21 protein-coding genes and 1 other RNA gene are annotated in these 14,888 nt (G+C 64.1%); 10 read left to right on the top strand and 12 right to left on the bottom strand.

Features of this window, described 5'->3' with window-relative positions; all coding sequences use genetic code 11:
- Positions 1 to 4 precede the first annotated feature (4 nt).
- The 3 genes from DM826_RS04540 to DM826_RS04550 are packed head-to-tail and all read left to right on the top strand — an operon-like array spanning position 5 to position 2,260.
- The gene (locus tag DM826_RS04540; RefSeq protein WP_120101940.1) at positions 5 to 1,276 is read left to right on the top strand and encodes an exonuclease RecJ; all 1,272 of its coding nucleotides are present in this window, start codon (positions 5 to 7) and stop codon (positions 1,274 to 1,276) included.
- Complete coding sequence (locus DM826_RS04545) at positions 1,269 to 1,610, top strand: KEOPS complex subunit Pcc1 (protein ID WP_205738796.1); 342 nt, start codon at positions 1,269 to 1,271, stop codon at positions 1,608 to 1,610. The genes DM826_RS04540 and DM826_RS04545 overlap by 8 nt, the downstream gene beginning before the upstream one ends.
- Complete coding sequence (locus DM826_RS04550; protein ID WP_120101942.1) at positions 1,607 to 2,260, top strand: 30S ribosomal protein S3ae; 654 nt, start codon at positions 1,607 to 1,609, stop codon at positions 2,258 to 2,260. Before DM826_RS04545 ends, DM826_RS04550 begins: the two co-directional genes overlap by 4 nt.
- 45 nt (positions 2,261 to 2,305) lie before the next feature.
- Here the strand turns inward: DM826_RS04550 and DM826_RS04555 are convergent, their stop codons facing one another.
- Entirely contained in the window at positions 2,306 to 2,731 is a 426-nt protein-coding gene (locus DM826_RS04555; RefSeq protein ID WP_120101944.1) for a plastocyanin/azurin family copper-binding protein, read from the bottom strand.
- Positions 2,732 to 2,851: 120 nt separating this feature from the next.
- Here DM826_RS04555 and DM826_RS04560 point away from each other — a divergent pair, with 120 nt between their 5' ends.
- The gene (locus DM826_RS04560; protein ID WP_120101946.1) at positions 2,852 to 3,577 is read left to right on the top strand and encodes a protein sorting system archaetidylserine synthase; all 726 of its coding nucleotides are present in this window, start codon (positions 2,852 to 2,854) and stop codon (positions 3,575 to 3,577) included.
- Positions 3,578 to 3,582: 5 nt separating this feature from the next.
- On the opposite strand, the gene DM826_RS04565 is transcribed toward DM826_RS04560, so the two are convergent.
- The 3 genes from DM826_RS04565 to DM826_RS04575 form a co-directional block, all read right to left on the bottom strand.
- The gene (locus DM826_RS04565) at positions 3,583 to 3,906 is read right to left on the bottom strand and encodes a DUF7111 family protein (protein WP_233735680.1); all 324 of its coding nucleotides are present in this window, start codon (positions 3,904 to 3,906) and stop codon (positions 3,583 to 3,585) included.
- A gap of 74 nt (positions 3,907 to 3,980) precedes the next feature.
- Positions 3,981 to 4,292: signal recognition particle sRNA (ffs, locus tag DM826_RS04570), an RNA gene on the bottom strand.
- 84 nt (positions 4,293 to 4,376) lie between these two features.
- Positions 4,377 to 4,940, bottom strand: coding sequence for a class I SAM-dependent methyltransferase (locus tag DM826_RS04575; RefSeq protein WP_120101948.1), 564 nt, complete (start codon positions 4,938 to 4,940; stop codon positions 4,377 to 4,379).
- 141 nt (positions 4,941 to 5,081) lie between these two features.
- On the opposite strand from DM826_RS04575, the gene DM826_RS04580 reads away from it, so the two are divergent.
- Positions 5,082 to 5,516: a universal stress protein gene (locus DM826_RS04580; RefSeq protein ID WP_120101950.1), complete on the top strand. Its 435-nt coding sequence runs from the start codon at positions 5,082 to 5,084 to the stop codon at positions 5,514 to 5,516.
- A gap of 21 nt (positions 5,517 to 5,537) precedes the next feature.
- Here DM826_RS04580 and DM826_RS04585 read toward each other — a convergent pair whose 3' ends face one another.
- The 3 genes from DM826_RS04585 to gatD form a co-directional block, all read right to left on the bottom strand.
- Entirely contained in the window at positions 5,538 to 6,422 is an 885-nt protein-coding gene (locus DM826_RS04585; protein WP_120101951.1) for a universal stress protein, read from the bottom strand.
- A gap of 111 nt (positions 6,423 to 6,533) precedes the next feature.
- Positions 6,534 to 6,809 carry a hypothetical protein gene (locus DM826_RS04590; RefSeq protein WP_120101953.1) on the bottom strand — a complete coding sequence of 92 codons (276 nt, stop codon included), beginning with the start codon at positions 6,807 to 6,809 and terminating at the stop codon, positions 6,534 to 6,536.
- Complete coding sequence (gatD, locus tag DM826_RS04595) at positions 6,800 to 8,086, bottom strand: Glu-tRNA(Gln) amidotransferase subunit GatD (protein WP_120101955.1); 1,287 nt, start codon at positions 8,084 to 8,086, stop codon at positions 6,800 to 6,802. Before gatD ends, DM826_RS04590 begins: the two co-directional genes overlap by 10 nt.
- A 150-nt stretch (positions 8,087 to 8,236) precedes the next feature.
- Here gatD and DM826_RS04600 point away from each other — a divergent pair, with 150 nt between their 5' ends.
- From DM826_RS04600 to DM826_RS12980, 4 genes are all read left to right on the top strand, one after another.
- A complete protein-coding gene (locus DM826_RS04600) occupies positions 8,237 to 8,497 on the top strand; it encodes an antitoxin VapB family protein (protein WP_120101957.1) in 261 nt (86 codons plus the stop codon).
- The gene (locus tag DM826_RS04605) at positions 8,494 to 8,880 is read left to right on the top strand and encodes a PIN domain-containing protein (protein ID WP_165853247.1); all 387 of its coding nucleotides are present in this window, start codon (positions 8,494 to 8,496) and stop codon (positions 8,878 to 8,880) included. Before DM826_RS04600 ends, DM826_RS04605 begins: the two co-directional genes overlap by 4 nt.
- Before the next feature lie 88 nt (positions 8,881 to 8,968).
- Positions 8,969 to 9,430 carry a hypothetical protein gene (locus tag DM826_RS04610; protein WP_120101961.1) on the top strand — a complete coding sequence of 154 codons (462 nt, stop codon included), beginning with the start codon at positions 8,969 to 8,971 and terminating at the stop codon, positions 9,428 to 9,430.
- 37 nt (positions 9,431 to 9,467) lie between these two features.
- Positions 9,468 to 9,644 carry a hypothetical protein gene (locus DM826_RS12980; RefSeq protein WP_165853248.1) on the top strand — a complete coding sequence of 59 codons (177 nt, stop codon included), beginning with the start codon at positions 9,468 to 9,470 and terminating at the stop codon, positions 9,642 to 9,644.
- Positions 9,645 to 9,653: 9 nt separating this feature from the next.
- Here DM826_RS12980 and DM826_RS04615 read toward each other — a convergent pair whose 3' ends face one another.
- From DM826_RS04615 to DM826_RS04635, 5 genes are all read right to left on the bottom strand, one after another.
- Entirely contained in the window at positions 9,654 to 10,304 is a 651-nt protein-coding gene (locus tag DM826_RS04615; protein ID WP_205738799.1) for a DUF1405 domain-containing protein, read from the bottom strand.
- A 57-nt stretch (positions 10,305 to 10,361) separates the two neighbouring features.
- Positions 10,362 to 11,579: an MFS transporter gene (locus DM826_RS04620; protein WP_120101965.1), complete on the bottom strand. Its 1,218-nt coding sequence runs from the start codon at positions 11,577 to 11,579 to the stop codon at positions 10,362 to 10,364.
- A 26-nt stretch (positions 11,580 to 11,605) separates the two neighbouring features.
- Entirely contained in the window at positions 11,606 to 12,841 is a 1,236-nt protein-coding gene (locus tag DM826_RS04625; RefSeq protein ID WP_120101967.1) for an ABC transporter permease, read from the bottom strand.
- The gene (locus tag DM826_RS04630; RefSeq protein WP_120101969.1) at positions 12,841 to 13,572 is read right to left on the bottom strand and encodes an ABC transporter ATP-binding protein; all 732 of its coding nucleotides are present in this window, start codon (positions 13,570 to 13,572) and stop codon (positions 12,841 to 12,843) included. Before DM826_RS04630 ends, DM826_RS04625 begins: the two co-directional genes overlap by 1 nt.
- Before the next feature lie 101 nt (positions 13,573 to 13,673).
- Positions 13,674 to 14,330: a helix-turn-helix domain-containing protein gene (locus DM826_RS04635; RefSeq protein ID WP_120101971.1), complete on the bottom strand. Its 657-nt coding sequence runs from the start codon at positions 14,328 to 14,330 to the stop codon at positions 13,674 to 13,676.
- Positions 14,331 to 14,552: 222 nt separating this feature from the next.
- Between DM826_RS04635 and DM826_RS12985 the strand changes: the two genes are divergently transcribed.
- On the top strand, positions 14,553 to 14,729 hold the full coding sequence (locus DM826_RS12985; protein ID WP_165853249.1) for a hypothetical protein: 177 nt from the start codon (positions 14,553 to 14,555) through the stop codon (positions 14,727 to 14,729).
- Positions 14,730 to 14,888 lie beyond the last annotated feature (159 nt).

The following is a 14,888-nucleotide window of genomic DNA, read 5'->3' on the forward strand; positions in this document are numbered from 1 at the left end:
CACGATGTCGGACTCCCGGACTGACGCCGCAGCCGCGACCGCTCCCGACGCCGCCAACAGGGTGGCCTCGGCGGTAGCGGCCGCGCCGTTCGTCCGGGTCTTCGGCCACGCCGACGGCGACGCACTCGCCGCCTGCGGGCTGTTGGCGGTCGCGCTCCGCGACCGGGAGATCCCGTTCCGCGTCCACGTCTCGGCGGATCCGGCTGGCGACGCTGTCGCCGCTGAAACTGCCGAAGACAACAGTAGCGGAGCCGGCGAGCCCGACGCTGACGCCGAGAGCCAATCCCTCGTGGTCAGTCGTGGCCAGCGTGGCCCTGCTGATCTCACGGTGCCGGCTCGCGGCGACCGCCAGCCGGCGAGCGTTGCGGCCGCGACGATCAGCCGCGAACTCGGCGTCGATCCCGACCCGGTGCTCGCCTTAGCGGGCATCATCGCCGCCGGCGAGACACCCGGCGGTGCCGGGAGCGACGACCTCCTCGCGGCGGCCAAGTCGGCCGGCCTCGTCGAGCGTCGCCCTGGCGTTGCGGTGCCGACCGCTGACCGCGCCGCCGACCTCGCCCACTCGACGCGACTCGACGCGCCGTTTTCGGGCGATGTTGACGCCGCAGGCGACCTTCTCGCCGATCTCGGTATCCCAACCGATTCGGACGCCGAGATCGACGCGGAGACGCGGACGGCCCTCGCCTCCGCTGTCGCTGTTGCAACCGCGACCGCCGATCCGGCTGCCCCACAGGCTGCCGATTCGGTCGAGGCCGCACTCCGGCCGTACGCGACGCCGACCGCACCCTTCGCCACGCTCGGCGGCTACGCTGACGTGGTGTCAGCACTCGCCCGCGAGGCTCCAGGGGTGGCGGTGTCGCTGGCGTTCGGCGCGCCGGGAGCCGTCAGCGAGGCGGTCGATATCTGGCGCGACCACGCCGCCGCGGCGCATGCCGCACTCGACTCGCCGACGACGGGACGCTACGATGGCGTTTTCGTCCTCCGTGTCGAGACGGATCGCCCGGCGGTGTTGCCGACAGTCGCCCGCCTCGCACGCGCGTACCGCTCGCCGGAACCCATCGCGCTCGTCGTCACCGATGACCCGGTTGATGGCCGCCGACAGGCCGCCCTCGCGGCAACCGAGCCGCGCGGGCTTTACGATGCGGCAGCGACCGTCGCCCGCGAGTTCGACGGCGACGCCGGCGGGACACCGACGCAGGCGACACTCACTGTTGACGGCAGCGTTGCCGACGGCGAGTTGATCGCCGCGGTCAGGGAGGCACTTGACGATGACTGACGCCACCCACAGCGCGGTCGTCACCAGCGCGACTGTGACAACCGAGTACGCGACACCGATGCGCGCCGAGCGCGTCGCCCGCGCGGTCGGCCCCGACAACACCGCGTCGATGACGACGCAGGTTGAGGCGGCGACCGTGACGACAGAGATCGATCGGGACACCACCGGTGGGCTGCAATCAACCGTCGACGACTACGTTGTCAACCTCGGCGTCGCCGAGGCAGCACTCGACGCCGTCGACACGGCAGCCGACGCTGGAGGCCAATCCGACACCGCTCCGACCGAGGACAGCACAGCAGCCGAAACTACGACAGACGAGACAACCCAACTATGAGCGAACGATCAGTATCTAAGCAGCAACAGGACGGAAAACGATGGTACACCGTACAGGCCCCCGAGCAGTTCGACCGGGCCGAACTCGGTGAGACCATCGCCGAAGAGCCACAGCAGGTCGTCGGCCGCACCATCGAGACGACCCTCGGCGACATCAAGGATGACGCCGGATCAGACAACACCAAACTCACGTTCAAGATCAACGACGTGGGCTCGGATACGGCCTACACCGAGTTTATCAAACACGAGTTGACCCGCGATTACCTGCGGAGCCTCGTGCGACGCGGGGCCTCGAAAACCGAGGCCAACATCACGGTCGTCACGACCGACGACTACCGCGTGAAGATCCAGCCGGTCGCCTTCACGACGAAGAAGGCTGACAACAGCCAAGAGCACGCCATTCGGCGTGTCATGATCGACCTCGTCAACGAGGCCGCCGAAGAGCGAACCTTCGAGGAGCTGGCCGACAGCGTTATCGAAGGACGCCTCTCGTCGGCGATCTACGGCGAGGCCAAACAGATCTATCCGCTGCGACGGGTCGAAGTGACGAAACTCGAACTCGAAGCCCGCCCCGAAGAGCTGGCCGAAGAGGAAGCCACGGCCGTCGATGTCGACGAAGACGACGTGGCCACCGACGTCGCAGACGACTAAGCTGGCGACCACATTTTCGCAGTTTCTACCCGCCCAGCGACGCAGCTATGCTTCGACAACAATCGTCCCGACCATGCTGCTTGTCTCATGGGGGATACAGACATAGCTGTACTCGCCGGGTACCTCGAAGGTGTGGCGAAACGTCTCACCGGTTTCGATGCGGCCGCCGCTGTCGTTGTGCCAGGCTTCTCGGGCTTCGTCGGTAGAGTCGTAGCCGCCGCTGGCGAAGAAGGCTGCTCCCTCCGGCAGGCTGCTCTCGTAGGCGGTGACGGTGTGGCCGCGGGCGCTCGTGTTTCGCCAGACGACAGTTGTTCCGGCGTCGACGGTGATCTCTTCGGGGGCAAAGGCTGTCGCTCGCATCCCGATGTCGTACTCGGGGCGATCAAAGGTGCTGAGACAGCCCGCGAGGCCGCCCACCGCGGTGGCCCCAAGCGTGGCCAAAACACGCCGTCGCGTCCGCAACTCGACCATACAGGGGGTAGGGGTGGGAGCCATATAGGCCGCGTGGTTCGACCGGCTGTCTGTCACCTGTATCGAGGGCTCGGCCACGAAGATAACAACACATAACCTCCCACTGGCCAACGAGCAGGTATGCAACCGCGGTTCGTCGGGCGACTCGGCGCTGCCGATGCGGTCACCGTCGCCAACGCTGCGCTTGGCTTTCTGGCGACCGCGGCCGCGCTCATCGACGTGACCCTGGCCGCCCGGCTCATTCTCGTCGGCGCGATCACCGATGCCCTCGATGGGATCGTCGCCCGCCGCCGGGGGAGTACCCCGGCTGGCGTTTATCTCGACTCGCTGGCCGATGTCGCCTCCTTTGGTGTCGCCCCTGCCGTGCTCGTCGTTGCCGTCGTCTTTGAACAGTGGATGCCGAACGGCGAGCCGGCGATCGTCGGCGTTGGCGTCTGTCTGCCCGCCCTATTCGTGGCGATGGCAGTCACCCGGTTGGGGATGTACACCGCCTACGATTACGACAGTGCCGAAACCCAAGGCGTCCAGACGACGCTGGCGGCAACGATCCTTGCGGCGGCCGTCTTGGCTGGCTTCACCGCGGTCTGGCAGCTCATCGGCCTTGTTGGGGTTCTCGCGGTGCTGATGGTTACTCAGATCACCTATCCGGATCTCCATCCCCAGGACGCGCTGATTATGGGTGTTGTCCAGGGGTTGGCGATCCTCACGTCGGGCTACTACGGCCGTGTCTTTGCGTTCGCCTTGTTGTTTCTGGCGGTGGCGTATCTCGTCTTCGCGCCGCGATTTTACTGGCGGGATCACCTCGACAGCGACTTCCTGCAGTCGTCGTTCGGCGAGAACCGATAACGCGCTTACATCCCCATGTCGGCGGCCGCCTCTGGCACCGGGAGCCCGTTGGGGTCAACACCGAGTAGTTCTGCGGCGTGATCGAGTGCCATGTCGAAGCCGTAGTAGCGTTCAAGCTCGTCGCCGTCGGCTGTCTGTCGCACTCGCAACATCGCATATCCCTCGCTGTTTTGTGCGACGACCGCGGTTTGACCCTCGCGCTCGAAGCTGAGTCGTCGCTCACCCGCTGTTTCGGTGTAGGTGGCCTGGATGTTGCCGGCGACTGCGTTCGTCTCGCCGTCGGCATCGGGTGCTGTGTCGTCGCTGTCAGTCGTCGTGTCGTCGGCCATGCAAACGCAAGGCACTGCTGATAGTCGAACCTGTCGATGGCTTGGACGTGGTGATCGGAGAAATCGCGTATGAATGGTGGACAGGCCGACTTGCCGGCCGTTCCGGACACAGGGATTCTCGGTTGCCTCCTCCACCCCGCGATCCGGCGAGCGACGGGCGTCCGGCGATGGGCTGCTCGCTTCCGCGCCTGACCCACTGTCGCCGACAAACCGGTGTGGAACACCCCTGCGGGTGTACACACCGAACCGCTGTCCCCGACGGACGAGGTTTCCACGTTGGCTCCCGAGGCCTGTGTCGGTTCGACCGACGCCCCGGCTGTTCGGCCCCCGCTAAAGACTGTCTCACGGGTGAAGAGCAGGGCCTACCTGCCCGGCCTAGTCCACTCCGGGATACAGCCGAGGGCGTTAAGTCCCTTTCGGCTCGCCGTCCAGCATGCCGACGCCATCGGGGGGTTGCTGCGTTGTCGCCGTCAGTCGCGTGTTGCCGTGACCAGCAGCGTCTCGCTGCGTTCTTCCGCGCGATCGACGCTGAAACCAGCCTCGGTCAGCGATTCCCGAAGGTCAGTTGCACTGAGGCGTTCGCTTCGTGGCGGGCCAGCCTCACCTCGTCCTTCGGCCGACCAGTCGACGATCACGAATCGCCCGCCGGTGCCGAGCACCCGCCGAAGCTCCGCCAGCGTCGCCGCAAGCGGGAGCTCGTGGGCCGTCATCGTCGACAGCACCGCGTCAACCGAGCCATCATCGAGCGGGAGGCTATCGGTCGAACTCTCGACCAATGAGACGTTTGTCGGCACCCCATTTTGCCGAAAGTGGTCGTGCATTTCCGACTGGATATCGACCGCCGAAACCTGCCCAAAGAAGGGGGCAAGCGCGGTCGTGTAGAAGCCGGTTCCGCTGCCGAGATCAACAAGGTGGTCGTCGGTGCCGCCGCCGGCCGCAAACGCGCCGAGCAGCTCCTCCCGCGAGCAGAACTGATAGCGGCTTTCGTCGTCTAACTTGGCTGCCTTCGCCGGATCAAACGTGTGAAATCCCATTGGTCGATTGTGGGAACCAAGCCCAATAGAGCCTCGGATTTGGCTCCCCATGGCGAGGATCTATGTGGACAGCGGCGAAAGCGAGGGCATGATCGGCTCCTCGCTGTCCCCAGTCGATTCCGCACTGTCAGGTGGTCATCGATGACTGGCCGGTCGGGGCTGCTCACGCGGCCGATCGTCCCAGTGTCAGATGCTGACGACGCCGTCGAGACTTACGACGCGCTTCGTCCCGAGATCGATCCCGAGTGCTGTCAACCACTGGTGGTCAGCGTCGTCGCGACCACCGATGGCGACGACACCACCCAGCGTGCCGCGACTGACCGCGCTACCGACGCTGTCGATCGCTTTGCGTCGCTTGCGGCCGGCGACGGGATTGACGTCGACACTGACGTGCTGACCGGCGACGACATTGCCGCGTCGATTATCGAGGCTGCCAGCGACAACGATGCTTCGGCGATCGCCTTTCACTCACGAGGCGGCAGCGACTGGTTGGATATCGTCGCCGGTGGCGTCCGAACTGCACTTATCGTCAAAAGCAACATCCCGATTGTAGTGTTGCCAGCTGACGACCAGTAGAGGCTGTCAATCTATTCCAGTTTACGCCTCGGTGTCGCGATCTGCCGGCGGGACGACCAATACGGGTACCGATGCGGTTCGGATCAGCTTCTCGGTGACGCTTCCCAGTAGGTATCGATCAAGTCCGGTTCGACCGTGGGTGCCGACAACGATGCAATCGCTGTCGGCGTCGGCGGCATACGACTGAATCCCTGCGACCACCGACTCATCTTCTTCTACCGTGGTGACAACATCGTTGACACCGGCGGCTGTGGCCCGGTCGCGGGCCGCAGTAACGATCTCGGTGGCGGTCTCGCTCAGACTGTCAGCGTACTGGTCAGCCTGTAGCTCGCTGCCGAACAGCGAGGTGTCGATAACCGACAACAGCTGGAGAGTACTGCTGTCGGCGACCGCAAGATCGATGCCAACATCGAGGGCCGCGGCGGCGGTGTCGCTGCCGTCAGTCGGCACGAGCAGCCGCTCGAAGGGGGGCGACACCCCTGCGGCGTCGGGGCCAAGTGTAAGCAACGGCACGGGTGTCTCGCGGCTGACGCGTTCGGTCGTGCTGCCCAGCAGGTGCTCCTCGATGCCGGTTCGCCCCTGTGTCGGCATCACAATGAGATCGATGTCGGCGGTCTCCGTGTACCTGGTGATCGTCGCGGCGACACCACCCTGTATCACCGCCGTCTTCGTCGGAATCCCGCGTTCAGCCGCTTGGGTTGCGGTCTCGCTGACGAGTTCTTCGCCCTCGATTTCGAGGGCATCAACGACCTCGTCGCCGATCCGGGTGACGCTGTCGTGGGCGGTGTCGGCGACATTGAGCACGTGGAGGGTCGCGTCGTGGGCGGCCGCAAGGGCATAGACGCTCTCGCGGATGGCGACTGCACCGTCGCTATCGTCGATCGGGAACAAGATACGGTCGAACATGGTTGCCTCTTCGGGCGGCGACCTAATAACAACCCTTGCCGACTCCGCTGTCAACCGACCTCCTCTCTCCTTTGATTGCTCCGTTATACGATGGGTGCTGCTGTCGGTTGTTTAGGCGTCGTCTTCAGGTGACTCTTCGGGTCTCGATGACGTGTCTTTCAGTCGCCCGTACAGATAGCCAAAGTGGACGATCCCCGGGAGGACGAACCCGCCGACCGCCCAGCCGGCCGCCACCGGGATCGATCGCTGTCGACGACGTGCATCCCGAAACAGCCACACGGAGATGGCGAGTGTGATCCCGTAGATGACGACCAAAATTGGCTGGTCGATGATGGCGGCGACGAGCAAAGGCGAGCCGGCGGCTGCCAGCGACGCCGCTACTGCCACGGCTGGGATTCCTCGGTAAGCTCGCCGGCCAGCGACCGCCCCATCGCCTCAGTGGGGTTGCCAACGTTCGCCAACGCCCACATCAGCTTCACCTTCGCGGTGCCGGGGAGCGTATCGCCGGCTTCGACGATGCCGGCATCCAGCAGATCGCGGCCGGTGTCGTACACCCGATCGCAGACCCGCCCCTCCAAACATTGGCTCGTCATCGCGACCACGGTTCCGTTGTCGACGAGTTCCTTGACCCGCGGGATCAGCTCAGTGTGGATGTGGCCGAGGCCGGTGCCCTCGATGATCACGCCGTCGGCGTCATCGAGGTAGTCCCACGCCGCGGGATCCATGCCGGGGGTGAATTTGACGAGTTCGACCGCGGGATTGAGGTCGTCGCTGAGCGCGAGGTCGGTCTCGCCGCGGGCGGCGTACTCGCGGTTGAACGTGATGGCGTCGTCGGCAGCATCGCCATCCGCGCCGTCGTCTCTGGCGGTTTCGTACTCGATCGTCGCCAGCGGCTTGTTGCCGATCGTCTCGAAGGCGTCCCGCCGGGAGGTGTGATTCTTCCGAACGCGGGTGCCGCGATGGAGCGCACAGCGGTCGTCGCTGGCCGACGCGTGCATACAGAGCAGCACCTCCGCGCAGTCGGCTTTCGCGGCTTCGACCGCTGACACCGCGTTCATCACGTTGTCCGAGGAGGGCCGGTCGGCCGATCGCTGGCTGCCGGTGAAGACGATCGGAACCGGCGTGTTGAGCATGAACGACAGCGCGGCCGCGGAGTACTGCATCGTGTCGGTACCGTGCATGACGACGACGCCGTCCGCACCGGCCTCGATTTCCTCGTAGACGGCGGTGGCCAACTCCTGCCAGATTGTGGGCTCCATATTCTCTGAGAGGATGTTGGCGACGACACGGCCCCGGTAGTTGGCGCGACCGGCGAGTTCGGGGACGGCTCGCAGCACGTCCTCGGCGGTGAACTGCGCGGTCACCGCGCCGGTGCGGTAGTCGACCGTCGAAGCGATGGTGCCGCCCGTTGAGATGAGCGAGATCGTCGGCAGCTCGTCGCCGAACTCGATCTCCGAAACAGCTCCGTCGTCGGGCTCGCCATCGTCGTCGATGTCGTGGACATCGGTTTCGAGCACGTCGACGCTGGCTGCCTCGCGGTCGATCCCGATGTTGTAGCCGCCGTCGAGTTTGAGGACGATGTGATCGCTCGTCGAGGAGGGCAGCACCACCCCTTCGTTGGTGGTACCGCCGCGCTCGACGCGGACGCGGTCGCCTGGATTCATACGCCCGCCTTGCCCGGGGGTCGACTTGAAACCACGCTTTCGTGGTTGTGATAGTGGGAATTCCACCGAAACCTTTCGACGCCGCTTATTTTGAATCGGGGGAGCCGGGAACAATCTTGATGTGTACCCAAACCCATACACAAAGCACGGATGGCCTCGAAAAATATCGGCATCAAAGAAGATGTCTACGAGCGGCTGAAAGCGCACAAACGCGGTGACGAGAGCTTCAGCGAGACGCTCGACCGCCTCTTGGAGGAACTCGATTCCGATTGGCGGACGAACGCCGGATTTCTTTCTCAGCAGGGGGCTGACGACCTCGAAGCGGCGGTTGAGCAAGGCTTTGCGGATGTCGATGCTGCGTTCGATGAAGATGGCGATGAAATCGACGAGTGGCTTTCAGGGGAATCGTGAAGCTCGTCGACGCGTCGTTTCTCATCGACTACGCCCGAGGTGATGACGCCGCAATCGCGTATTTAGCCGCCCACGACAGCGAAGAGATCGGTGCACCGACTATCGTCCTCTCGGAGCTGTATCGCGGGTTGATGATCACCCAAGAGATGACACAAGCGGAGGCGATGTCGAAGTACGAGTGGGTGCAGCCGGTGCCGTTCACGAACGAAACGGCTGCGGAAGCCGCCGAAATCTATGCCAGCCTCCGTGCCGACGGTGAAATGATCAACAAAAGCGACATCTACATCGCTGGCACTGCTCGCTCGCTTGGTGTGCCACTCGTCGTGGACGACACTCATTTTGCTGCTATCGAGGATCTACAAATCGAGACGTATCGAGACTAGTTCGTAGCGGCTGTGATACAGACGGCACGCTGCACAGTATCGTCGCTGTCGGCACAACAGCCAAACCGCTGGGGCGCCAGCTACCGGTATGCAGCAGACGGATGAACTGACCGAGACGGTCGAGGGGGTTGACACCGGGACGCCGTCCAGTGCCGACGATGACGGCGACGTGGGTCGCCTCGGTGGCCGCTTCTCGGCGAAAGCCCTCCTCGTGTCGCTGGTCGCCGTCGCGGCCGGTGTCGGCGTCGGTGGGATGATCCCGCTGGTCGGTGGGATCACCTCGTTGGTCGGCGTCGCCGCGGCGACGTTCCTGCTCGGCGTGCTGGGTCGGTCGTGGTATCTCGAAACTGGCCTCGCCGGCGGCGCGGTCGTCGGTGTCAACTTCGCGCTGAGCCTCCTCACCTCCGTCGCCCTTCCTATCGGCGTCGACTTCTTCCAGCAGTACGGCCTCGCCTTCAGCGGCGTCGGGGTGGTCGTCGGTGTTGCGCTCGCCCTCGCCGGCCACTACTTTGGTCGCGACCTGCATGACGGGCTCACACGTGACATATAATCACCACTTTCAGTAGCCAGCCGACATAAGCACCTGTATGGATCGACGCGAGAAGGCGTGGTTCGTCGGTGTGATCGCGTTTCTCGGTGCTATCGCCCTACTTGCGCTGACGGTCTACCCGTTCAATTACGGCCCTGTCGGGAGCACACTGCTGGTTGTTGGGCTCATCGCCATCATGCTATTTGAGACCGTCCTCGATGATACGTCGTTTTGATTGACGCCGTCAATCCGCTTTGTCTGCTGACGATTCCAGCCGATCGAACTGCCAGGCCGCCAGCGCGACGACACCGATCGACAGCGCGACCGTGAGCAGCGGTACCACGATCTCAGGCTCGTAGCGTAGCGGCGGGTGGTAGCCAAAGCCGTAGTCGACGATGTCGTTGAGAAGCAACAGTCCCAGCGAGAACCCGAGTGCGCCGCGTGTCGTCCGGCCGTAGTGGAGGATGGCGAAGGCAAGGGCGACAAACAACAGGTGGGTGCCGATGATCCCCCAGTAGGCATACAGCGCGTCGGTGTCGAACCCGATGTAGAGATCGACCCGGCGGTTGAGCGCGATGACGACCCACAGGCCGTACTTGATGAGCCAGACGTACGCAAGGGTATGGAGGTACGCCAGCGGCCGGTTTGTTGGGGTCGCCGACAGCGGTTGGTTCAGTGTCGGCAACAACGTCGCCAGCGACAGCGTCGCCAGCGCGATGGCGGTTGGCGAATCCGCATACAGCGGCCACAGCAGCGTCGACACCGCAGGCATAGTATCGACGTAGAACCGCACCCCGACGAGAAAGGCGGCCGCGCTGGCGACCAACAACATGACCAAACTCGGGCCGTGGGAGAGATACGACTCGGCAGTCGCCCGCGACACCGGTCGCCGCATCGATGGGGTGGTCTCCCAGTCCGCTGACCGCGACATGGCTGGTCTCTGTGCGGCCAGCTACAGGTGTCTGTCGGTCGATCGGGAGGTTGCGATCACGACGACAACGCCGACGGCGGCAACAGCCGCGCCGACAGCGAAGACGCCGGCAACACCGAGGCCGGGCACCAACGGCCCGAACAACACCGGCGCGAGGAACTGGCCGGTGTAGCCGACCGAGGCAAGATAGGCACTGAACTGGCCCTGTTTGGCCGACGGCGCGAACTGCTCGACCCACGCGAACGCCGACGGAAAGACCAGCCCGATGCCGGCCCCAAACAGGACGACCGGCAGCAACGCGCCAACGGCGGTTGTGACAGCACTCACGCCAGCAAAGCCGATCGCCCACAACCCGACGGCGACGCCGACGAGCGTGAGCCGACTAACCCGTTTGCGCAACCGATCGTAGGCAACGGCGGTCACGCCGCCGGCCGCGCCGTTGGCGGCCAAATAGAGGCTGATTGCCGCCGAGGAGTCGACGCCGACACCGTCGAGGAACTGCGGGTAGAAGACGACCACGACGTACAGCAGCGTGTTTGCGGTAAAGTAGAGCAGATAGACGAAGAGGAGTTGCGGGCGAGCACCGACGACGGCGGCTGTTGCCGCAAGCCGCCCCCGGAGCGTGGTGGCAGCCGCTGAGCTTGGTTCGGAATCGTCGCTCGCCGTCGACGTTGCTGCCGGTTCCGGGATCGTGAGCAACGCGAGTGCTCCCAGCGGGAGCGCGATCAGATAGACGGCAAACGGCAGATTCCAGGTTACTGTCCCGGCCGCACCGCCGACCAGCGGCCACACTGCCGCGCCCGCACTGTTGGCACTGCTCCGGAAGCCGAGGGCGCGCTCCATCTCCTGGCCCGCATAGAGTTGGTAGAGCAACACCGTGATCGACGTGTAGACCGCGGCGGTACCGACTCCGAGCACAACCCGGGAAGCCAACAGCGGGAGGTAGCTGTCGACAAGGAGGCCGGCCCCACCGCCGAGGCCGTAGATCGCCAGTCCGCCAATAAACGGTTGCCGCGGGCCAATCCGATCGATCAGCGCGCCGACGAATGGGCTGGCAAGAACGATCACGCCGCCGTGGGTCGTGATGATCAGCCCGGCGGCGGTATCGGAGACGCCAAGGGCCGACTGGATCTGTGGAACCACTGGCCCGAGGATCGCGCCGGCCATTACCGTCAGCGTCGCCGCGGCGACGATCACCCAGAGGACGATCCGGGTCGGCGAGGACTCGGTCTCGGCCATCTACCGTGGTGTTTGTGTGTGACTACTCATTCGTGTCGGAGCGCGTCGATGGGATCGATGCGGGCGGCCCGCCAGGCCGGATACAAGCCGGCGACGATCCCGACAACGACGCCGACACCAACGGCGAGAGCGATCCAATCCGGGGCCAACGCAAAGGTTACGTCCGCGTAGGCGGCAGCCCCCCGACCGACAAGGAGACCGAGCGGGACGCCGAGCAGCGAACCGAGCGTCCCCAACAGCGCGGCCTCGATGACGAAGATACTCATGATGTCGCGGTTGCGCGCGCCGACGGCTTTCATGATCCCGATCTCCCGGGTTCGCTCGGTGACGCTGACCAACATCACGTTGGCGATGCCGATCGCGCCGACGACAAGCGAGATGACGCCGATGCCGGTCACAAACCGCGTGATGCGCTCGATCACGTCGCTGATCTCATCGATGAAATCACTGCCCGACCGGGCGACCAACTCGGTGTCGCTCGCCGAGAGTTGGCGGGCGTCGGCGTCGTCCGCGAGATAGTCTTCGATCGCTTTGCGCGTCTCGGCGGTCTGCCGTGGGTCGGTGACGACGGTCACCTGGGGGTAGGCCCGCTGCCGCACCCCAGCCGAGGGACTCTCGACGACCGCCTCGTAGAAGGGATCGACCGGCGCGAACAGCCGCGGCTGGCGAGCAAAGTTACTCACCGGCAACTCACCGCGGGTGCCGTTGACGACCCCTGTTACCGTAACCGGTCGCTCCTCGCCGTCAGGATAGCGCAGCGTCAGCGTCGACCCGGCCGTCAGATTCTTGCTGAAGCCGGTCGCCAGTCGCTCGTTGACAACGACCTCGCGTTCGCCGCTGGTGAACGAACGCCCCGCCACGATCGACCCGGTGGTGATGCTTTCAGGCGTTGTTGCGGTCACCTGCGATCTGGCCAGCGTCTGATTCCCGGCGCGAATCGATGACACCTGTATCGAGCCGCGTGGTAAGACAGCCGTGACGCCGTCGATCTCACTGATCGCCGCAAGATCGGCTTCGGTGAACACCGGCTGCAACACTCGATCGAAGCCCTCGTCGTCGCTGGGGGTGCCGAAGACGTAGATGTTGCCGGCGTTGCTGTCGCCGATATCGCCGATGATCTCGGCTTGGACGCTGGCTCCGAACGTCGCAAACGTGATCACCGAGGCGATGCCGATGACGATACCGACGACGGTCAACGCCGAGCGAAGCTTGTGGGCCCGCACCGACCGCACAGCGATTCGGAGTCCTTCGCGGCCGTCCATTAGGCCTCACCCGTGGCTTCGATTGAGCCGATCTCGCCGTCCGTGATGTGGACGATCTGGTCGGCCCGCTCGGCGACATGGCGTTCGTGAGTGACAAGCAGGATAGTGTTGCCCGCGGCGTGGAGTTCATCGAAGATATCGAGGACGGTCGCGCCGGTGTCGGTGTCGACATTGCCGGTGGGTTCGTCGGCAAGGATGAGTGCCGGATCGGGTGCGAGCGCGCGGGCGATGGCGACTCGCTGGCGTTGGCCGCCGCTGAGCTCGCTGGGGACGTGGTCGGTACGATTGGCCAGCCCGACCGCCTCCAAGCGGTCGGTCGCGCGGTCGAGCCGCTCGGTCCGCGACCAGCCATCGAACACCAACGGGAGGGCGACATTTTCGACGGCGGTCAGCCGCGGCATGAGGTTGAACGTCTGAAAGACAAAGCCGATGTCGGTGCCGCGGATCGCGGCGCGTTCGTCTTCACTCGCTGTTGAGACCGGCTTGCCGTCGACGGCAACATGCCCCGAGGATGGCGTATCGAGCCCGCCGATCAGGTTCAACAGGCTGCTTTTGCCGGAGCCACTCGGCCCCATGATCGCGGTGTACGACCCCGTTGGGAGTGTGAGGCTCACCCCATCGAGTGCGGTCACCCGGCTGCCGACCGTGTAATGTTTCGACACCGCCTCAACGACGACCGTCGGCTCGGCGTCGTCGCTGGCTGCCGTTGCGGTCGCTGCTGTTTCGCTCACAGGTGAGTATGGCTGTCTGTGGGTATCAACGTTGGCCGCCGGCTCAACGGGACTGGACGGCGCAGGTGGTCGCTGGGTGGTATATCGACGGCTGCTTGTGGTTATTCATCGGAGGCAGTCAACAACAGTGTATTTGAGACCAGCGTGTTGATCGCCCGCCGGAGCCGCTCGGAGGCGGCCTGATCGGAGATGTCGAACTCATCGGCGATCTCTTGGGTCGAGATCTGCCGCGGCAGGGAGTAATACCCCATCTCAACGGCGTACATCAGCGTCTCTCGCTGGGGTGCGGTCAGGCCGTGCCATGGCCCAGCGTCGGGTTTGGTTGGGTTGTAGATCCGCCTGATATCGATGGGGATCCCGCCATCGAAACAGACCTGCTGGAACGCTGAAAGCGCGTCGTGGGTTCGGAACCGAATCTGAAAGACCCACGTCTCGTGGCCGCCACTCGCCTCAAGAATATGGCCGTCCAGTGATATCACACTATCAAAAAACGTGTCGTCAGCGATCTCCCAATCTAACCCATACAGCGTTTCGCCGTTATGTGAACTGACCTCGTAGAGATTTGAGACTGAGGTATGGTTCCGAACGTTCGCCTCGAAGGCCTCCCGGGCGTGGTCGACGACGTGAAAAAACGGGACTGATCGCCCCCCAAGCGGAACCATTGTTTTGAGGGTTACTTTTCCCTCTCCCTCCGTGGCCAGAATTCGCCCGAGTTGAAACTCGGCTGCCGGGAGGGCCAGTTCGATGATAACAGGCACAGGTGTTTACAAACGGACAGGTGAGATAAACCCTCGCCATATAATCGTGTGGGACTATCGGAAAACCATGGTTGATCATGCATTTCGGCACACCTATCCCCGTGGCGACGAATGTATAGCTATGTTAATAGCCACCAGCACTCCGCGAGCGTGTTCTTGCCGCCACCATGGCACTGTCAGGACACAACAGCCTGCCAAGCAACAGCGGTTTGAGGCGGCGGTATGAGCGACACGCAGTGGACAGAGTCTCTGACGACCACAACTGAGTTCGAAACCGCGCTTGGAGAGCTGCTTACCGCGGCCGAAAAAAACGATGTCGACATCGAGGGTAGCTGGGTCTACCATGCCAATGGGAACACTGATCACAACTGGGAAGTCCTCGTCTACGAGTTGGAGTAACACGCCCCACCCGATCTTCTCGCGGTACGTGGTTTAGGTCTCATTATCAATCAAGCCAACCGATCTTGTTGGTTGCTACAAAACAACTGACACGGCCCCGCTGACGGTTCTACCTCCCAACTGCTCCACGCACCCTGCGGGTCACGAGTCGACTGCCAC

It is taken from the genome of Halonotius aquaticus (assembly GCF_003605575.1).
GTDB classification, from domain to species: domain Archaea; phylum Halobacteriota; class Halobacteria; order Halobacteriales; family Haloferacaceae; genus Halonotius; species Halonotius aquaticus.